The following is an 18,207-nucleotide window of genomic DNA, read 5'->3' on the forward strand; positions in this document are numbered from 1 at the left end:
AGTGTGCTAACGCCAGGAATCGCATGCGTTTCCTGGCGTTGGTTTCTGCCTTGGCGAGGGCCAAGAAATCGATTGGATCGGACATACTGAGTACAGTGAAACCAGAATAGAGCAATTAGATCACATCTTTAATCTGATTGGTATTAGCCTCCAACTTTATGACAAACGACGCATCGACGACCACGCTGGCACCCACGGGAAACGATCCCATGGCCCCCCTTCAGCTCCCCTCCCCCCTGCACCGGATCCGGCATCCTCTGCTGGCAGCCCATGACGTCACGCTCTGGTGCAAGCGGGACGATCTGATCCACCCGACCCTCTCCGGCAACAAGTGGCGAAAGCTCAAATACCATCTGCAACAGGCACAGATGCTGGGCAAGGGCCACATCCTCTCCTTTGGCGGCGCCTACTCCAATCACATCCACGCCCTGGCCGCAGCAGGACTCAGACTGGGACTGCGCACCACGGGCATCATACGCGGTGAAGGGGATACCGTCAGCAATCCCACCCTGAAAGCGGCCAAAGGCTGGGGCATGGATCTCGTTTTTGTCGACCGCCAGGACTATCGCCGGCGCCAGGATCCCGAATGGCTTGCCCGGTTCGAGGATGACGACACCCTGCTGGTACCGGAAGGAGGCAGCAGCCCGCTGGCCATCCCCGGGGTGGCCGAGCTGGTCGACGAGGTGCCCTTCTCGCCGGATCTCTGGGTGCTACCCTGCGCCAGCGGCGGCACCCTGGCGGGGCTCATCGCGGGCAAGCGGGCGCAGGAGCAGATCCTGGCCATCGCGGTGCTCAAGGGGGCCGACTTCATCACCGGCGAGGTATGCCGGTTGCATCCGGCGGCGGCCACCATCCCGGGCTGGCGCATCGCGCTGGATCACCACGACGGCGGCTATGCCAGGTTCAGTCCGGCACTCTGGCAATGGGTGCAGGCATTCAGTGCCGAAACCGGCTTGCCGCTGGAACCCATCTACAGTGGCAAGGCGATGTGGGGGCTGTTTCGCGAACTGGCGGCAGGCCGCATTGCGCGCGGCAGCAAGATCATCTTCATCCACACCGGTGGCTTGCAGGGGCTGGCGGGCCTGCAGGAGCAGGGCCGCCTGTCACCCCGGCCGGGGCGCTAGTCAGGCAGGTTGAGGGGCTCGGGGTCGGCAAACCAGGGACCTTGACCGGCATGCACGCCCAGGTGTCGCAGCATCTTCCACTCGTCGCCACTCTCCACCCCCACCGCGATGACCCGGGCCTGGGTATTGGCACAGCCCCCCACCAGACTGCGTACCGCCATCTGGTTGACCTGGCGCAGGTGGATCTCCCGCACCAGGCTGGGGTGCAGCTTGAGGAAGTGGATCTCGAACTCCTTGATGTACTGGGTGCTCACCACGTCCTGGCCCGCATGATCGATGGCCAGCCTGCACCCCAGCATGCGCATCGCCCTAAGTGGTCGCTTGAGGGCCTCGTAGTGGCGGGTCACCTGGGACTCCGACAACTGCAGGATCAACCCCTCGTTGGTACTGCGCGGCAACTGGAACAGCTCGAAGAAGAGCTCGCGCTGGAACTCGCGGGTGAGCAGGTTCTGGGCGCACAGAGAGAGGCTGATAGGGCAGCTCGATGCCGGTCGCTGGCGCAGCAGTCGCAAGGCTCGGGCCACCACCAGTCTGTCCAGCGGCAGCAGCAGACCGGCCTTCTCCGCCATGGGCATGAAGACCCCCGCCTGCAGCTCCCGGCCCTGCTCGTCGTGAAGGCGGATGAGCAGCTCCTGCTGCAACACCACCTGATCCCGCTCCTGCTGCACAGGCTGGACGTAGAAGTCGATGCCCTGCTCCTCGATGCGACGGCTGATCAGGGTGCGCCAGCGCACCGTTCCCTTGCTGCTCGCCTCCTCGTTGAGGGATTTCTCGAACAGGAACCAGCCGCTGTGTCCTTGCAGGCGTGCGCTCTTGAGCGCCAGCTCTGCCTCTTCCTGCACCTTGAGCAGGGAATCCTGTGCCTGGTAGCAGACCGCACCGAGATAGACGGCGGTGTCGGCATTGACCGCTTCGGGCCAGTGCAGCCGCTGCAGACTCTTGAGCAACTGGCTGGCGCCGTCCACCATCTCGCTCTCTGACATGTTCGGCAGCAGCACGGCAAAGACCTGACCGGCATAGCGCGCCTGCAGGGCTCCGCTGTGCTTTCGCACGAAGGCGGCGATGGTGGCGCTCGCCTCCATCAGGAGTTCCTGGCTCGGGCGCCCGCTCAGCTCGGGATCCAGCTCCTCCAGACCGGCCAGCTCGATCAGCAGCACACCGCCGCTGATCACGCTTGCTTCCATGATGGCGCTCTCCAGCCGGTTGTCGAAGAAGAGGCGGTTGCCGATGCCCGTTGTCTTGTCAACGAAGGCGTTGCTGCGGATGAAGTTGTCAAAGCGGCTGCGCTCCTTGCGGGCGTCGGCCAGCTCGGTCAGCAGATGGGTGAGGGCCTGACTGGCCGAAACAGGCCACTCTTCGGCAGGGTCATGGGCCAGCTTGGTCAGCTTGCCATCCAGGATCAGCTGGGCACGCTCCGCCAGCAGCTCGGCACCGCGCAACTGCAGACGCAGCCAGCGGATGGAGTACCAGAGCCCGAACACCACGATGAAGATACCCAGAGAGATGCCGAACATCGCCTTCATGGAGTACTCGAACTCCTTGAACGGCCTGTCCAGCTTGAAGTCGGCCCGCATCCCGGCCTGATTGGGGATCGCCTCGCTGTAGGCGATCAGCAGGCTCTCGTCCGTCTGCTGCTGCACATCGCGAAACCAGTAGACCCGCTGCTTGTCCTGACGGATCTCCAGCTCCACCACATGGGAGGCCCGCAACAGGGAGGGCAGCCAGCGGGCAAGGGCTTGCTGGTCATCGGTCACCCCCAGTTGCTTGTCGATGATCTCCACCAGGGAGTCGACACGGTTCTGCTGCAGCTCCATTCCCATCTGGCGAAAACTGAAGACCCCGCCGAGCATCACCATGGCCATGGCCGAGATCACGCACAGCGTAATAAAAGAGACGAGTTGAGTGGTCAGTTTCATGTGCCTTTCCGTAGCCGACAGCATCCATAGGGCATCATGGTATCAGCCCAGACCAAACGCCGCCTATGGATGAAGATCCCGCTTCTGCAAATAAGCGGGCGGATGCGTCATGCGGCGCCGTTGTGCGGGCCGCAAAAGAGGCATCAAGGGAGAGAACGAGGGGACACAGGCTGAGGAGCGGACAGAAAAATGGTCCCACAACGGGGACCAAAAGAAACACTCATATCAAAACTAACACTCTGTGCTACTGACAAAAATAGATACAGGAGTATTGAACACACGGTGAGTCAAACCGCACCGTTACTTTAGCCACTTCAGATAAGCTGGACAATTGTCATTTATGACAGGTCAGCGATTGAATCTTGTTCAGGTGTGTAGCCATATCCTTTATTTATCAATTAATTATCGTTTTTGTTCCAAGTGTGACCAACTTGGCTCAAATCGATGCAGCTAATGCTATGATGCTTGAGCCTCAATCGGGTTGTTTCATTTCAGGGAAGAAGGGGGCCCACCATGTCTGCACGATCTCCGTTATGGATTCCTCTGGGCCTCTTCTGTTTGCCCCCGCTGCTGATGCTGTTGCTCACCCCCCTGTTGAGCGACAAGCTGGCTCACCACCTGTTGCAGACAAAGGAAAGGGCTCTGCTCGACTACCAGCAGGAGCGCAACCAGCTCCTGGATCACGATGTCCCCGCTCAACTCGCCCACTTTGCCTTCGATTGCGGCCCCAAAGACATGGCGCTGCTGCGCTCACCCCAGTATTACAACCGCCATATTCGCCTGGCCGGCCTGCAGCTTGCCAACGGGAGCGGCTGCTCCACCCTGGGCCCCGCCCTGCCCCAGCTTGCCGACGCCGGCATACCGGTCTCCCCCGACTTTCATATATCCAGCACGGCCCCCATGTTCGATACCGAACGCGAAACCCTGGTCTATGCGAGACGCAACGGCAATCTGGCCTATTGGGTGCTCGACAGCAGCTGGAGCCATGAGCTGCTGCGCACCCCCTGCAACGACTGTTTCTACCTGGAGTTCAACCACAAGCACCCGACACAGTCCGGGCTCTTTTTCCCCCGTGGCAACAAGCACATTCGAGAAGAGCCACACCCGATGCAGCTGCTCAGTTTCGACCCCCAGCATCAGGTGGAGCAGACCCTCTGGGCTGGCGAGGCACTGAAACGCTACGCCCGCTCACAGATACACCGCGATGGCCTCTGGTCGGCCGGTGTGCTGGGGGCGCTGCTGGCGGCCCTCTACTGGGGCCTTAGAAACTACCGGCGATCCCTCAAAGGATTGCTGCAAAGAGGGCTGGCTCGGCGGGAGTTCATCCCCTTCTATCAGCCCATAGTGGACAGCAGAAACCGAAGGGTGGTGGGATTCGAGGCATTGCTGCGCTGGCAGCGAGGACGGGATTTGGTGTCGCCAGGCACCTTCATCGCCTATGCGGAGGAGCAGGGGCTGATCCTGCCGATGACGGATCAACTGCTGGAGCGCATCCTGGCGGATCTCCCCGTCCTGGCCCCGCACCAGTGGGTCAGCGTCAATCTGGTGGCGGGCCATATCGAGCAACCTCGTCTGCGCACCCAGTTGCAGCGCCATGGCTGGCCCTCGCCGGCCCGCCTCACCTTCGAACTCACCGAGCGGGATCCCATCAAGCACATCCAGGGGGCCATGGCGGAGATCGCAGCTCTGCAGGAGAGGGGCTATCACTTCAAGCTGGATGACTTCGGCACCGGCTATGGCGGCTTTGCCTACCTGCAACGGCTCGGCATTCGCCAGATCAAGATCGACAAGATGTTCGTGGATACCATAGGCACGGACGACCTCAAGCGCAGCGTGCTGGATGCCACCATCGCTTTCGGCCTCAAATCGGGCATGGAGATGATCGCCGAAGGGGTCGAAACCCAGGAGCAGGTGGATTATCTGCATCGCCACGGAGTCCACCTGATCCAGGGCTACGTCTATGCCAAGCCCATGCCCCTGAGCAAACTGAAGATCTGGCTGATGGCATGGCAAGAGGGCGAGACAACCAGCCCCTCCGACCCGCACTGAGGCGGTATCTGCCCCGCCTCTCACCCTCTGCAACAAAATGATGCTCCGCATGAGGAGCATCTCCCCTTATCATGGGTCTGTGCACCCTGGGTGCACCAAGTCGCTCCATACCCCGTCGGCCGAGGCCGCCCCGAGATGAGAACCACTGCCTATGAAGTCTTTTATCCGACAAGAGATTGCTCTGCCTGCCGGTCTGCTGACCCTGCTCTTCTTCAAAACCCTGGGGAGCGACCTGCTGGCAGAGACAACCCCCCTTGCGGTCTACCTGCCGGTGTCGCTGGCCCTGCTTGCCATCGTGACCTGGGCCATCTTCTCCGTCGTGCGTCACTCTGACGCCCTCGCCATCAAGCTCGGGGAACCCTTCGGTACCCTGATCCTGACCCTCTCGGTCATCTCCCTGGAAGTGGTGATGATCTCCTCCGTCATGCTGACCGGCGATCCCAATCCCACCATGGCCCGTGACACCATGTTCGCGGTGGTGATGCTGGTCACCAACGGTCTGGTGGGCTTCACCCTGCTGTTTGGCGGCTGGCGCTATCACACCCAGAACTTCAATCTGGACGGGGTCAAATCCTATCTGGTGGCCATCATTCCCCTGGCTCTGCTCTGTCTGGTCCTGCCGAACTTCACCCAGGGCGGCACTCTGGGCAGCCTCTCCAAGGCCATGTCATGGATGCTGATCATCATCTCCATCCTGCTCTATGGTGTCTTCCTGCTGATCCAGACCCGCAGCCACAGCCACTTCTTCGTCGACAGCGATCACGAGGATCTCGAGGATCACCACGGCCCGCTGCAGAGCAACGTCTATCACACCCTCTTGCTGCTCGCCTACCTGGTGGTGGTGATCCTGCTGGCCAAGACCCTGGCCATCCCCATCAACTACGGGGTGCACGTGATGGAAGCCCCGATGGCACTGGGTGGCTTCATCGTCGCCTGTATCGTACTGGCCCCCGAAGCGGTCGGCGCCATCAAGGCGGCCTTCAACAACCAGTTGCAGCGGGCCATGAATCTCTACTTCGGCTCCGTGCTGGCCACCATCGCCCTCACGGTACCCTCCGTACTTTTCATCGGCTCCCTGATGGGGCAGGAAGTGCGCCTGGGCCTCTCCCCTGCCGACATGGTGCTGCTCATCACCACCCTCATGGTCTGTAAAGTGACCTTCAGCAGCGGCCGCACCCACGCCCTGCACGGCGCCACCCATCTTGTGCTGTTTGTCGTTTACCTGTTCCTGATGTTTGAACACGGATAAGGCTGCCAGCACTCACCCCAGTGCTGTTCGTGGTTTATCTGTTCCGGATGTTTGAACACGGATAAGGCAGCCACCACCTGCCTGCTGCCACTCTGCGCAGCGCGCTTCCGATGGCCCCGACGCGGAGCGCGGGAGACGAAAATGAAAAGACCGCCCCATGGGCGCAATGCTGTTCACTTAAGAGAATTTGAGTTCCAGTCCACGTAGTATCAGGGCTAAAAAATGAGGGAGGCATGATGCCTCCCTCTTTCTATTGCAAGCCACGCTGGATAAAGGCTGAAGGAACATCGACTGGAAACAGCCTTGCTCCCCCAACTCAAGTCGCATTTATGAATAATTAGTCAAAAATGTGCTTATCTGAACAGCATTGCGCCCCATGGGCGGTCTTTTTTATGGTTGCTCAGGCTCCAATTCAGAGGCTGGGCAGGGTCCCGGCCGGGATCAGGTCGTTGTAGCTGGCACGGCCCAGCAGGGCGGCGGCCGCCTCGATGTCCGGTGCAAAGTACCTGTCCTTGTCATAGAAGCTGACCTCTTCCCGCAGACGGCCCTTGGCCAGCTCGATGAGCTCGGTGGAGCGCAGGGGAGCGCGGAAGTCGAGCCCCTGGGCCGCTGCCAGCAGTTCCACCGCCAGGATGCCACGGGTGTTCTCGGCCATGTCCGCCAGCCGGCGACCGGCGAAGGTGGCCATGGAAACGTGGTCTTCCTGGTTGGCCGAGGTGGGCAGGCTGTCCACCGAGGCCGGGTGGGCCAGGGTCTTGTTCTCGGAGGCCAGGGCCGCCGAAGTGACCTGGGCGATCATGAAGCCGGAGTTCACCCCGCCGTTGTTCACCAGGAAGGCCGGCAGGCCGGACATGCGCGAGTCGATGAGCAGCGCCATGCGCCGCTCGGACAGCGACCCGATCTCGGCGATGGCCAGGGCCAGGTTGTCGGCGGCAAAGGCCACGGGTTCTGCGTGGAAGTTGCCGCCGGAGATGATCTCCTCATCCTCGGCAAACACCAGCGGATTGTCGGAGACGGCGTTGGCCTCGCACACCAGCACCTCGGCCGCCTGACGGATCTGGGTCAGGCAGGCACCCATCACCTGGGGCTGACAGCGCAGGGAGTAAGGATCCTGCACCTTCTCGCAGTTGTGGTGGGACATGCCGATCTCGCTGCCGTCCACCAGCAGGTGGCGGTAGCAGGCGGCCGCATCGATCTGGCCGCGCTGGCCGCGCACCTCGTGAATGCGGGCATCGAACGGACGGCGGCTGCCCAGCGCCGCCTCAACGCTCATGGCACCGATGGTGATGGCACCGGCGTAGAGATCCTCGGCATGGAACAGCCCTTCCAGCGCGAAGGCGGTGCTCGCCTGGGTGCCGTTGAGCAGGGCCAGCCCCTCTTTCGGCGCCAGGGCAATGGGCTCTAGCCCGGCAATCTTGAGGGCCGTGGCTGCGTCGATCAACTCGCCCTTGTGACGGGCCTTGCCTTCACCGATCAGCAGGCAGCTCATGTGGGCCAGGGGCGCCAGATCGCCGGAGGCGCCGACGGAGCCCTTCTTCGGCACCACGGGGTAGACCTCGGCGTTGATGAGGGTCATCAGGGCCTCGAGCACCGTCAGCCGGATGCCGGAGAAGCCACGGGCGAGCGAGTTTACCTTGAGCACCATCATCAACCGCACGGTGGCGTCCTCCATGTACTCGCCAATCCCTGCCGCATGGGAGAGCACGATGGAACGCTGCAGCTCGTCCAGCTGCTCCACCGGAATGCGGGTGTTGGCCAGCAGGCCAAAGCCGGTGTTGATGCCGTAGACCACCCGGTTTTGCTCGATCACCTTGGTGACCACGGCGGCGGAGGCGTGGATCCCCGCCAGGGCAGCCGGATCCAGGCTGACGTGTACCGGCTCACGGCTGACACGGCGCAGGGTGGCGAGGCAGAGTTTGCCCGGTTGCAGATTGAGTTCGAACATCTTATTTCACCCCTTTGCCGGTGGCGTCGATCATCGGCAGATCCAGTTTCGCCTCAACGGCACAGTTGATGGCAATCTCGTAGCCGGCGTCGGCGTGACGCATCACCCCGGTGGCCGGGTCGTTGCGCAGCACGCGGCCGACCCGCTTGGCGGCATCGTCGGTGCCGTCACAGACGATCACCACGCCGGAGTGCTGGGAGAAGCCCATGCCCACACCGCCACCGTGGTGCAGGGAAACCCAGGTCGCGCCGCCGGCGGTGTTGAGCAGGGCGTTGAGCAGCGGCCAGTCGGAAACGGCGTCGGAACCATCCATCATGGATTCAGTCTCGCGGTTCGGGCTCGCCACCGAGCCGGAGTCAAGGTGGTCACGGCCGATGACGACCGGAGCCTTCAACTCGCCATTCTTCACCATCTCATTGAAGGCCAGGCCCAGGCGCACCCGATCCTTGACGCCAACCCAGCAGATCCGCGCCGGCAGGCCCTGGAAGGCGATGCGCTCGCGGGCCATGTCGAGCCAGTTGTGCAGGTGGGGATCGTCCGGGATCAGCTCCTTCACCTTCTGGTCGGTCTTGTAGATGTCTTCCGGATCACCGGAGAGGGCCACCCAGCGGAACGGGCCAATGCCCTCGCAGAACAGCGGGCGGATATAGGCCGGCACGAAGCCCGGGAAGTCGAAGGCATTCTTGACCCCCTCTTCCAGCGCCATCTGGCGGATGTTGTTGCCGTAATCGAGCGTGGCGGCGCCGCGGGATTGCAGGGTCAGCATGGCTTCGACCTGACGGGCCATGGAGCGGCGAGCCGCCACGTTGACCTCGTCCGGTGCGCTCTTTTGCAGATCGCGCCATTGGGCCACGCTCCAGCCCTGGGGCAGGTAGCCGTGTACCGGGTCATGGGCGGAGGTCTGGTCGGTCACCACGTCCGGCGTGATGCCGCGAGCCACCAGCTCGGCGAAGACGTCGGCGGCGTTGCCGAGCAGGCCGACGGAGACGGCGGTACCGCTGCGTTTGGCCTCCTCGACCATGGCCAGCGCCTCATCCAGGCTGTGGGCCTTCTTGTCGACGTAGCGGGTACGCAGACGGAAATCGATACGGGTCTCGTCGCACTCCACGGCGATCATGGAGAAACCGGCCATGGTGGCGGCCAGAGGCTGGGCACCGCCCATGCCACCCAGGCCCCCGGTCAGGATCCATCGCCCTTTGGGCTCGCCGTTGAAGTGCTGGTTGGCCACCGCGAAGAAGGTCTCGTAGGTGCCCTGCACTATCCCCTGGGTGCCGATGTAGATCCAGGAGCCGGCGGTCATCTGGCCGTACATCATCAAACCCTTCTTGTCGAGCTCGTTGAAGTGCTCCCAGTTGGCCCAGTGGGGCACCAGGTTGGAGTTGGCGATGAGCACCCGCGGTGCATCCTTGTGGGTCTGGAACACCCCGACCGGCTTGCCGGATTGCACCAGCAGGGTCTGATCGTCCTCGAGCCGGGTCAGCACCTCGACGATCTTGTCATAGCAGGCCCAGTTGCGGGCGGCGCGGCCGATGCCGCCGTACACCACCAGGGACTGGGGATGCTCGGCAACATCCGGATCCAGGTTGTTCATCAGCATCCGCAGTGGCGCTTCGGTGAGCCAGCTCTTGGCGGTCAGCTGGGTGCCGTGGGGAGCACGGATCACGCGGCTCGGATCGTGGCGGGGATCCTGGTGTTGTACAGACATAGACACTCCTTGTTTAGCGATGCAGTCAGGCGGCGCGGTGCGCCACTACTTGGTCAACTGGTGAACCAGGCGCGCGGCCACGCGGGCACTGCGGTTGTCCTGATCCAGGTTCGGGTTGTACTCAGCCAGATCGGCGAGCCTGAGCTTGCCGCTGGCCCGGATATGGGCGATGAGCGGTTCGATGACCGCCAGCTCCACGCCGCGAGCGGCGGGAGCGCTCACTCCCGGCATCACTGCCGCCGGCAGCACGTCGAGATCGATGGTGAGATAGAGGTGGTCGCAACAGGCGATAAAGGCATCCAGCCCGCCTAGCAAGGCTGGCAGCTCGGTCGGCGTCATCGCCTCGTCCAGCACGTGCCAGACTCCCAGCGCCTGGGCGCGGGCAAAGAGCGCCGCGGTATTGGCGGTTTCGGCCACCCCGAGACAGGCATAGTGAAAGGGGGTGCCCTGGGCAGCGCACTGCTCGGCAATCTGGAAGAAGGGGGTGCCCGAGCTCGCCTGCTCCTGTTTCATGCGCAGATCGAAGTGGGCGTCGAAATTGATGATCCCGACCCGCCCTTCGCCGCCAAGATGACGGTTCAGGCCGCTCCAGCTGCCGAACGCCACCTCGTGGCCGCCTCCCAGCACCAGGGGGAAGTGCCCCTGATCCAGCGCACTCGCGACCCGCTCGGCCACGCGCCCGTGGGCGGCATCGAGATCGCCGTCCTCACAGGCCATATCCCCGCCGTCATAGACGGGGGCGCCCAGATGCCAGGCCGTGTTGGCCAGCAGCTTGCGCACCGCCAGCGGTGCACCGGCCGCGCCGACCCGCCCCTTGTTGCGGCGCACCCCTTCGTCACAGGCAAAGCCGAGCAGCACCACGCCGGGTTCGCGATTCCCCTGCCAGGGTTGCACCCTATCGTGCCAGCGCAGGGCCAGCTCGCCGTCTTCGGGATCCTGACGCCCCTGCCAGACCGACATGTCGATCCCGTTGAACTTATCCATGAAGGGTTTCCTCCCCGTTGACCACACGGCTCACCAGCTGATCGACGCCGATGAGGTAGCTGAGCTCGGCCGGATGGCCGCAGTTCCAGACAAGGAAATCCGCCAGCATGCCGACCTTGAGCTGCCCCAGCCGTTCCTGCTCGCCGAGCGCCCTGGCGGCGTGGCGGGTCACCCCGGCCATGGCCTCCACCGGGGTCAGGCCAAACAGGGTGCAGGCCATGTTCATGGCCATGCGCAAGGAGACGATGGGGGCCGTGCCCGGGTTGATGTCGGAAGAGACAGCCATGGGTACCCCCGCCTTGCGCAAGGCAGCGATCGGGGGCAGCTTGGTCTCCTTGAGGAAATAGAAAGCGGTGGGCAGCAGGGTGGCGACCACGCCACGGTGGGCCAGCGCCTGGATCCCGTCCTGATCCAGATATTCCAGATGATCCACCGAGAGGGCGCCGAAGTGGGCGGCGAGCGTGCTGCCCCCCAGGTTGGAGAGCTGATCCATGTGCCCTTTCACCGCGAGGTTGTACTGATCCGCCGCCAGATAGACCTGCTCGGTCTGGGCAAGGGAGAAGCCGATGTGCTCGCAGAAGACATCCACCGCATCCGCGAGACCTGCCTCGGCCGCCGCCGGGATGATCTCCTGGCAGATGGTCTCGACCCAGGAGTCGGGATCGTCGCGATACTCCGGCGGCACCGCATGGGCCGCCAGCAGCGTGGTCTTGACCCGGATGGGCTGCGTCTCTCCCAGACGACGGGCCACCCGCAACATCTTGAGCTCGTCTTCCAGGGTGAGGCCGTAGCCGGACTTGATTTCGACTGTGGTGACCCCTTCCCGGATCAGGGACTTGATCCGCGGCAACGCCAGCTCATAGAGCCGCTCCTCGCTGGCTGCCCGGGTGGCGCGCACCGTGCTGATGATGCCACCCCCCTTGCGGGCGATCTCCGCATAGGGGACTCCCTTCTGGCGCAGCTCGAACTCTTCGGCGCGACTGCCGGCGAAGATGAGGTGGGTGTGGCAATCGATGAGACCGGGGGTGACCAGCTTCCCCTTCATGTCCTGCCAGGAGGCGGCATAGGGGCCCTTGAGATCCTGCATGGGGACCAGAGCGTGGATCTTGCCATCCCGCACGCCAAGGGCATGGGGCTCCAGCAGGCCGTAGTCCGCCAGATCGGGGCGCAGGGTGGCGGGTGTCACGTTGAGCCAGACCCGCTCGCAGTTCAACAGTTCCTTGTTCATACCGACCTCTAAATGTATATACAATAATTTATAGCCGATCTCTGAAAAGAAAGGAAGGATCAAGTTCACATCTTGATAACAGCGGCTTTATTAGAGTGTAAACACAAAAAAGCCCACCGAGAGGTGGGCTTTTAAATGTTTAATTTGTATATACAATTATGCGAGACGCGTCTTGGAGCTCAGCTTGTAGCGGGAACCCGGCGACAACAATCTGGCATAGGAGACCAGACAGCCGTCTGACCAGGTGCGCCGGTGCAGCAGCAGGCAGGGGGTGTCGACCCTCACTTGCAGCAGTCCGGCTTCACCAGCACTCGGCAACACGGCTTCTACCACGTGCTCCATCTCGGAGAGGGGGCAGATCTCCATCAGATAGCTGTTTGGCGTCTGCTGGGTGAAATCCTGCTCGCCATAGCCGGGCAGTCGCTCGGCATCGACGAAGCGCTCCTCCAGTTGCAGCGGCTCCCCATCGGCCTGATGGACGATGAGGCTGTGAAAGGTGGGCGCCCCGACCCGCAGGCCCAGACGCACCGCCACTTTCTCGTCGGCGGCCTGACGTTGCAGCCGGATCACCCGCGCGCTGTACTCGCTGCCCCGCTCGGCGATCTCGTCTGCAATATTGCGAATCGCCAGGAGCGGCGACTCGGTACGCCTGTCGGCCACGAAACTGCCGGATCCGGCGGTGCGCACCAGCCAGCCTTCGGCCACCAGCTCACGCAGCGCCTTGTTCACCGTCATGCGGCTCACGGCAAACTGCTCGCACAGGGCGGCCTCGGTCGGGATCCGGTCGCCCGCCTGATAGTGGCGTTCGCGGATCCCGTCCAGGATGTGCTGCTTTATCTGAAGGTAGAGCGCAGGAGCCACCGGATGGTCCTCAGCGGCGACGATGGGGCGGACGCATGTCCGGCCAGGCGCGATAGACGTCAGGGATCTGGTCAGGGCCGCTGATGCAGAGATCGAGATCGTGCAGCAGGCCATCCTTGATGCCGTAGATCCAGCCGTGCACCGCCAGCTCCTGCCCCTTGCGCCAGGCATTCTGGATGATGGTGGTGTGACAGACGTTGGCGACCTGCTCGGCCACGTTCAGCTCGCACAGGTAGTCGAAGCGCTCGTGCTCATCCTCGATGGCTTCGAGCTGTTCGCCGTATTTGAAGTAGACGTCCTTGATGTTGCGCAGCCAGTTGTCGATGAGACCCAGCTCCTGGTTCTGCATCGCAGCCTTGACGCCACCGCAGCCATAGTGGCCGCAGACGATGATGTGCTTCACCTTGAGCACCTCCACCGCGTATTGCAGCACCGAGAGGCAGTTGAAATCGGTGTGCACCACCAGGTTGGCGACGTTGCGGTGGACAAAGACGTCCCCCGGCAAGAGCCCCATCAGCTGGTTGGCGGGAACCCGGCTGTCGGAACAGCCGATCCAGAGGTACTCGGGTGCCTGCTGGGCGGACAGGGTAGCGAAGAAATTGGGATCCTCGGCCTTGATCCGTTCCGCCCACTCGCGGTTGTTGGTAAACAAGTCGTTCAACAGTTTCACTTCTGCTCTCCCTACTGTGGCAGTGGCGGCAACATACCATACACAAGGGTAACCAAGGCAAGGCCGACCAGATCCCCGCAAAACAAAAACAGGGCCATCAGGCCCTGCTTCTTACCGGAGGAGGCCGTCAGGCATCCATGGCATCTTTCAGCTTCTTGAGCGCGTTTTTCTCAAGCTGGCGCACCCGCTCGGCCGAGACGCCGTAAGTATCGGCCAGCTCCTGCAGGGTGGTCTTGCTCTCGTCATCGAGCCAGCGGGCACGAATGATGTGCTGGCTGCGCTCGTCCAGGGTCGCCATGGCCGCACTCAGACGACGGGTGGCATGGCTGTCCCAGTTGTCGTTCTCGATGTTCGCGGCGAGATCGGAAGATTTGTCTTCCAGATAGTGCACCGGCGCGAAGCCACCCTCGTCTTCATCGTCACCGACCAGATCGAAAGCCTGATCGTAATTGCTCATGCGCGCTTCCATCTCGGTGACGTCGGCAGCGGATACCCCGAGGTCGGCAGCCACGGCCTGCACTTCTTCGTGGTTCAGCCAGCCCAGACGCTTCTTGGACTTGCGCAGGTTGAAGAACAGCTTGCGCTGGGCCTTGGTGGTCGCCACCTTGACCATGCGCCAGTTGCGCAACACATATTCGTGGATTTCGGCCTTGATCCAGTGTACGGCGAAGGAGACCAGACGCACGCCCACGCTCGGGTCAAAGCGTTTGACGGCTTTCATCAGGCCGATGTTGCCTTCCTGCACCAGATCGGCCTGAGGCAGGCCATAGCCGGAGTAGCTCTTGGCCACGTGAACGACAAAACGCAGGTGCGACATAACGAGCTGGCGTGCAGCTTCGAGATCACCATCCTGCTGCAGACGCATCGCCAGTTCGCGCTCTTCCTCTGCGCTCAGCACAGGGATCGAGTTGACGGCCTGGATATAGCCTTCCAGACTACCTTGCGGAATCAGAGCCATAGTGCGTTGCAATGAAGTTCCCATGTTCTACCTCTTACTTTTCAATCGAATCAGTCTAACACCCTGAGAAGACGTGTCTACCGACCAGGTATCATTCTGCGTGCTGCATCATACATCACCCCAGCATGAACCCGGCCTATCTTAGGCTGACGGCATGAATCATAAATGAACAGTCAAAAAAAAGGGGTCACAGTAAAGGACCCCTGAAAAGTAGCATGCTAAGTCCATTGTTGCGGAGCTCGCAACCTTCACATGCTTGCCAAGTCAGACGAGCAAGGCATAGGGGCCATACCCGTATTCATTCTGCTGCAGTCAGTAGACCATTGATAAATCAAAAGGTTCAGAGGATCCACATATGATCCTCGGCGCAGACACCATTCAGATTACTCTGAGAAAGTGGCCCGTGCCAGAAACGGGCCACTCTTTTACTTGATCCAGTTCGCAAAATCCAGCGCTTTAAAATGCTGACAAATTAATCAGGACGGTTCTATGTCGCGAATGTGCCTGTGCACCGAGAACCAGGAGGCGATCAACCCCAGCAGGGCGCCCAGCAGTATGAGATTGAAGCCGTCGAACGCCCCCATCCCCACCAGACGGAAGTTGCTGTTGTAAAGCCCCGCCAGCTCCTTCACCACCCCCTCGCTCCAGATTACCATCACCTCGGTCAGCCACCAGGCCAGCATGCCGCCGATGACCCCGAACCAGATGCCCGTATAGAGGAAGGGACGGTGGATGAAGGCATCGGTCGCGCCCACCAGCTTGAGCACTTCAATCTCGGAACGCTGGTTCAGGATATTCAGGCGCAGGGTGTTGCCCACGATCAGCAACACGGCGGAGAGCAGCAACACCGCGATACCTGTAATGGTGTGGCGCAGCAGGTTCATGATCCCCTGCAACCGGGTCAACCACTGCAGATCCAGCTTGCCCTGCTCGATACCGGGCTCGTTCTCCAGCTTGGCGAGCAGCTCGGCGGCCCCTTCCGGATTCTGCCACCGAGGATCCGGGATCACGCTCAGCACCGGCGGCAGCGGGTTGCTGTCCAGATAATCCAGGGCATCACCGAAACCGGAGATCTCCCGAAATTCCCTGAGCGCCTCGTCACGGTTCATATAAGTGACGGACTCCACCTCCGGATAGAGCAGGATCCGCTGCTTCATATCGAGGATGCTCTGCTCCGGCAGATCCTTGCGCAGATAGAGGGAGATCTGGGAGCTGGTCTGCCAGCTCCCCTCCACCACTTCGGCATTCTTCAGCAATACGTGGAAACAGGAAGGCAGCGCCAGACTCACGCCAAGCACCGCCAGGGTCATCAGGGAGGCGAGCGGGTTGCGCCACAGCTCACCCAGGCTGGCAAAGGCCTGACGCACATGATCCACACCATACATCATCAAACGACGCAACGGCGGCTGTTTATGACGAACAATAGCCATCAGCGATCCTCCCCGGACGAATACATGCGACCCGCCTTGAGGGTCAGGGTGCGGTAGCGCATCCGGGCGATCAGCCCCAGATCGTGAGTGGCAATCAGCACGGAGACGCCGAAGCGGTTGAACTCCTCGAACAGGCGCATGATGTCCATGGAAAGCTGGGGATCCAGGTTGCCGGTCGGTTCGTCCGCCAGCAGCAGGGGCGGCTTGTTGACGATGGCGCGGGCGATGCCGACCCGTTGCTGCTCACCACCGGAGAGCATGCGCGGCTGGTAGCGCTCCTTGCCGAGCAGCCCGACCTTGTCCAGCGCCGCCGCCACCCGCTTGTTGATGTCCCCATGGCTGTAGCCATCGATCACCAGGGGCAGGGCGACGTTGTCGAACACGGTACGATCCATCAACAGGCGGTGATCCTGGAAGATCATGCCGATCTGGCGGCGCACGTAGGGGATCTGACTGCGCTGGATGTGGCTGACGTCATCGCCGTGGAAGAAGACGCGGCCGTCGGTCGGCCGTTCCATCACGCTGATGAGCTTGAGGAGGGTACTCTTGCCCGCCCCCGAATGGCCGGTCAGGAAGGCCATCTCCCCCTTGCGCAGGTGAAAACTGACCTTTTGCAGCGCTTGATGACCGCCACTGTAGACCTTGCTGACCTTGTCAAAACGAATCATAACGGTTCCCTGAGATTGACAAACCCCGACCGGGATAAAGCATGGGGCGCTCACTCCCCCGTACCGGCACAACACCTGGATGACAACACCGGTCGCAACCATGCCGCATGTCATCCTTGCCCGGATGAGCCATACCTGCGCTCTCATAGTGACATACCCCGACCGGAGTCGGGGTATGGAACACGTGCTCGTCACGGCCGGGCCGACTCATGTCGGCCGGATTTATTCTTCGCGGCTGAAGAGCGCCTCGATGAAGTCGTTGGCGACGAACGGGCGCAGATCGTCGATCCCCTCGCCCACCCCGATGTAGCGGATCGGGATCTGGAACTTGTCGGCCACCGCGAAGATGACCCCCCCCTTGGCAGTGCCGTCCAGCTTGGTGAGGGTGATGCCGGTCAGGCCCACCGCCTCGCTGAACAGCTTGGCCTGGCTCAATGCGTTCTGGCCGGTGCCTGCGTCCAGAGTCAGCATGATCTCGTGGGGCGCCGCATCGTCCAGCTTCTTCATCACCCGCACCACCTTCTTGAGCTCCTCCATCAGGTTGCTCTTGTTCTGCAGGCGGCCGGCGGTATCGGCGATCAGCACGTCAGCCCCGCGGGAGCGGGCAGCCTCGATGGCGTCATAGATGACGGAGGCGGAGTCGGCACCGGTGTGCTGGGCAATCACCGGAATGTTGTTGCGCTGACCCCACACCTGCAGCTGCTCGACCGCAGCGGCACGGAAGGTATCGCCAGCGGCCAGCATCACGCTCTTGCCCTCGGCCTGGAACTGTTTGGCCAGCTTGCCGATGGTGGTGGTCTTGCCGACGCCGTTCACACCGACCATCAGGATGACGTAAGGCTTCTTGCTGGTGTCGATCACCAGGGGCTGCTCGACCTTGGCCAGCATCTCGCCCATATCCTGTTTGAGCAGACCGTAGAGCGCCTCGGCATCCTTGAGCTGCTTGCGGTCCGCGTGCTGTACCAGCCCCTCGATGATGCGGGTGGTGGTGTCGACGCCAAGATCGGCGGTCAGCAGCTGGGTCTCCAGCTCTTCGAACAGATCGTCATCGATCTTCTTGCCGCTGAACAGGCCGAAGAAACCGGAGCCGATATTCTCCCTGGTACGCACCAGGCTGCGTTTGAGGCGGGCAAAGAAGCCCTCCCGCTGCGGCTTCTCCTGAGTGTCGTCGTCCACCTTGGCGGCCAGTGGCAGAGCGGCCAGGGCAGCGGCCTCAGCCTCCATCGCGGCGACCAGACGCAAATCTTCCGCTCGTTGGGCCTCTTTGGCGACACGAGCTTCCTCGGCAGCCTGAGCTTCGGCGGCAACACGGGCTTCTTCTGCGGCGCGGGCTTCGGCAGCAATACGAGCTTCTTCCGCAGCGCGAGCCTCGGCGGCCACACGGGCCTCTTCTGCGGCGCGGGCTTCGGCAGCGATGCGA

General features: G+C 62.2%; 14 protein-coding genes. 3 read left to right on the forward strand and 11 right to left on the reverse strand.

Going from position 1 to position 18,207, the window contains the following annotated elements; all coding sequences use genetic code 11:
* The first annotated feature begins 209 nt into the window (after positions 1-209).
* A complete protein-coding gene (locus tag MUW49_RS15735) occupies positions 210-1,124 on the forward strand; it encodes a pyridoxal-phosphate dependent enzyme (RefSeq protein ID WP_161469768.1) in 915 nt (304 codons plus the stop codon).
* Here the strand turns inward: MUW49_RS15735 and MUW49_RS15740 are convergent.
* A complete protein-coding gene (locus MUW49_RS15740) occupies positions 1,121-3,040 on the reverse strand; it encodes an EAL domain-containing protein (protein WP_109421900.1) in 1,920 nt (639 codons plus the stop codon). The two genes, MUW49_RS15735 and MUW49_RS15740, sit on opposite strands and share 4 nt — an antisense overlap.
* A 513-nt stretch (positions 3,041-3,553) precedes the next feature.
* Between MUW49_RS15740 and MUW49_RS15745 the strand changes: the two genes are divergently transcribed.
* Together MUW49_RS15745 and MUW49_RS15750 are read left to right on the forward strand one after the other, a co-directional pair.
* Positions 3,554-5,089: an EAL domain-containing protein gene (locus MUW49_RS15745; protein ID WP_244812941.1), complete on the forward strand. Its 1,536-nt coding sequence runs from the start codon at positions 3,554-3,556 to the stop codon at positions 5,087-5,089.
* A gap of 151 nt (positions 5,090-5,240) precedes the next feature.
* Positions 5,241-6,338 (forward strand): calcium:proton antiporter, encoded by a 1,098-nt coding sequence (locus tag MUW49_RS15750; RefSeq protein ID WP_010672612.1) that lies wholly within the window; start codon positions 5,241-5,243, stop codon positions 6,336-6,338.
* Between the two features lie 412 nt (positions 6,339-6,750).
* On the opposite strand, the gene hutH is transcribed toward MUW49_RS15750, so the two are convergent.
* The 10 genes from hutH to ftsY form a co-directional block, all read right to left on the reverse strand.
* Positions 6,751-8,283, reverse strand: coding sequence for a histidine ammonia-lyase (hutH, locus tag MUW49_RS15755; RefSeq protein ID WP_043154412.1), 1,533 nt, complete (start codon positions 8,281-8,283; stop codon positions 6,751-6,753).
* 1 nt (position 8,284) lies between these two features.
* Positions 8,285-9,988, reverse strand: coding sequence for a urocanate hydratase (gene hutU, locus MUW49_RS15760; protein ID WP_113978380.1), 1,704 nt, complete (start codon positions 9,986-9,988; stop codon positions 8,285-8,287).
* A 45-nt stretch (positions 9,989-10,033) separates the two neighbouring features.
* Positions 10,034-10,972 carry a formimidoylglutamase gene (gene hutG / locus MUW49_RS15765; protein WP_113978378.1) on the reverse strand — a complete coding sequence of 313 codons (939 nt, stop codon included), beginning with the start codon at positions 10,970-10,972 and terminating at the stop codon, positions 10,034-10,036.
* Positions 10,965-12,200 carry an imidazolonepropionase gene (hutI, locus tag MUW49_RS15770; RefSeq protein ID WP_010672608.1) on the reverse strand — a complete coding sequence of 412 codons (1,236 nt, stop codon included), beginning with the start codon at positions 12,198-12,200 and terminating at the stop codon, positions 10,965-10,967. The genes hutG and hutI overlap by 8 nt, the downstream gene beginning before the upstream one ends.
* A gap of 156 nt (positions 12,201-12,356) precedes the next feature.
* The gene (hutC, locus tag MUW49_RS15775) at positions 12,357-13,061 is read right to left on the reverse strand and encodes a histidine utilization repressor (protein WP_041212197.1); all 705 of its coding nucleotides are present in this window, start codon (positions 13,059-13,061) and stop codon (positions 12,357-12,359) included.
* Positions 13,062-13,071: 10 nt separating this feature from the next.
* On the reverse strand, positions 13,072-13,731 hold the full coding sequence (can, locus tag MUW49_RS15780) for a carbonate dehydratase (RefSeq protein WP_010672606.1): 660 nt from the start codon (positions 13,729-13,731) through the stop codon (positions 13,072-13,074).
* A gap of 127 nt (positions 13,732-13,858) precedes the next feature.
* Positions 13,859-14,713 (reverse strand): RNA polymerase sigma factor RpoH, encoded by an 855-nt coding sequence (gene rpoH / locus MUW49_RS15785; RefSeq protein ID WP_029313526.1) that lies wholly within the window; start codon positions 14,711-14,713, stop codon positions 13,859-13,861.
* A gap of 452 nt (positions 14,714-15,165) precedes the next feature.
* Complete coding sequence (gene ftsX, locus MUW49_RS15790) at positions 15,166-16,119, reverse strand: permease-like cell division protein FtsX (protein ID WP_029313524.1); 954 nt, start codon at positions 16,117-16,119, stop codon at positions 15,166-15,168.
* Positions 16,119-16,787 (reverse strand): cell division ATP-binding protein FtsE, encoded by a 669-nt coding sequence (ftsE, locus tag MUW49_RS15795; protein WP_010672603.1) that lies wholly within the window; start codon positions 16,785-16,787, stop codon positions 16,119-16,121. The genes ftsX and ftsE overlap by 1 nt, the downstream gene beginning before the upstream one ends.
* A gap of 222 nt (positions 16,788-17,009) precedes the next feature.
* A partial coding sequence (ftsY, locus tag MUW49_RS15800) for a signal recognition particle-docking protein FtsY (RefSeq protein WP_244812942.1) occupies positions 17,010-18,207 on the reverse strand: 1,198 nt, incomplete at its 5' end.

The organism is Aeromonas sp. LsrichE-8G (assembly GCF_022869435.1).
Taxonomy (GTDB): domain Bacteria; phylum Pseudomonadota; class Gammaproteobacteria; order Enterobacterales; family Aeromonadaceae; genus Aeromonas; species Aeromonas caviae.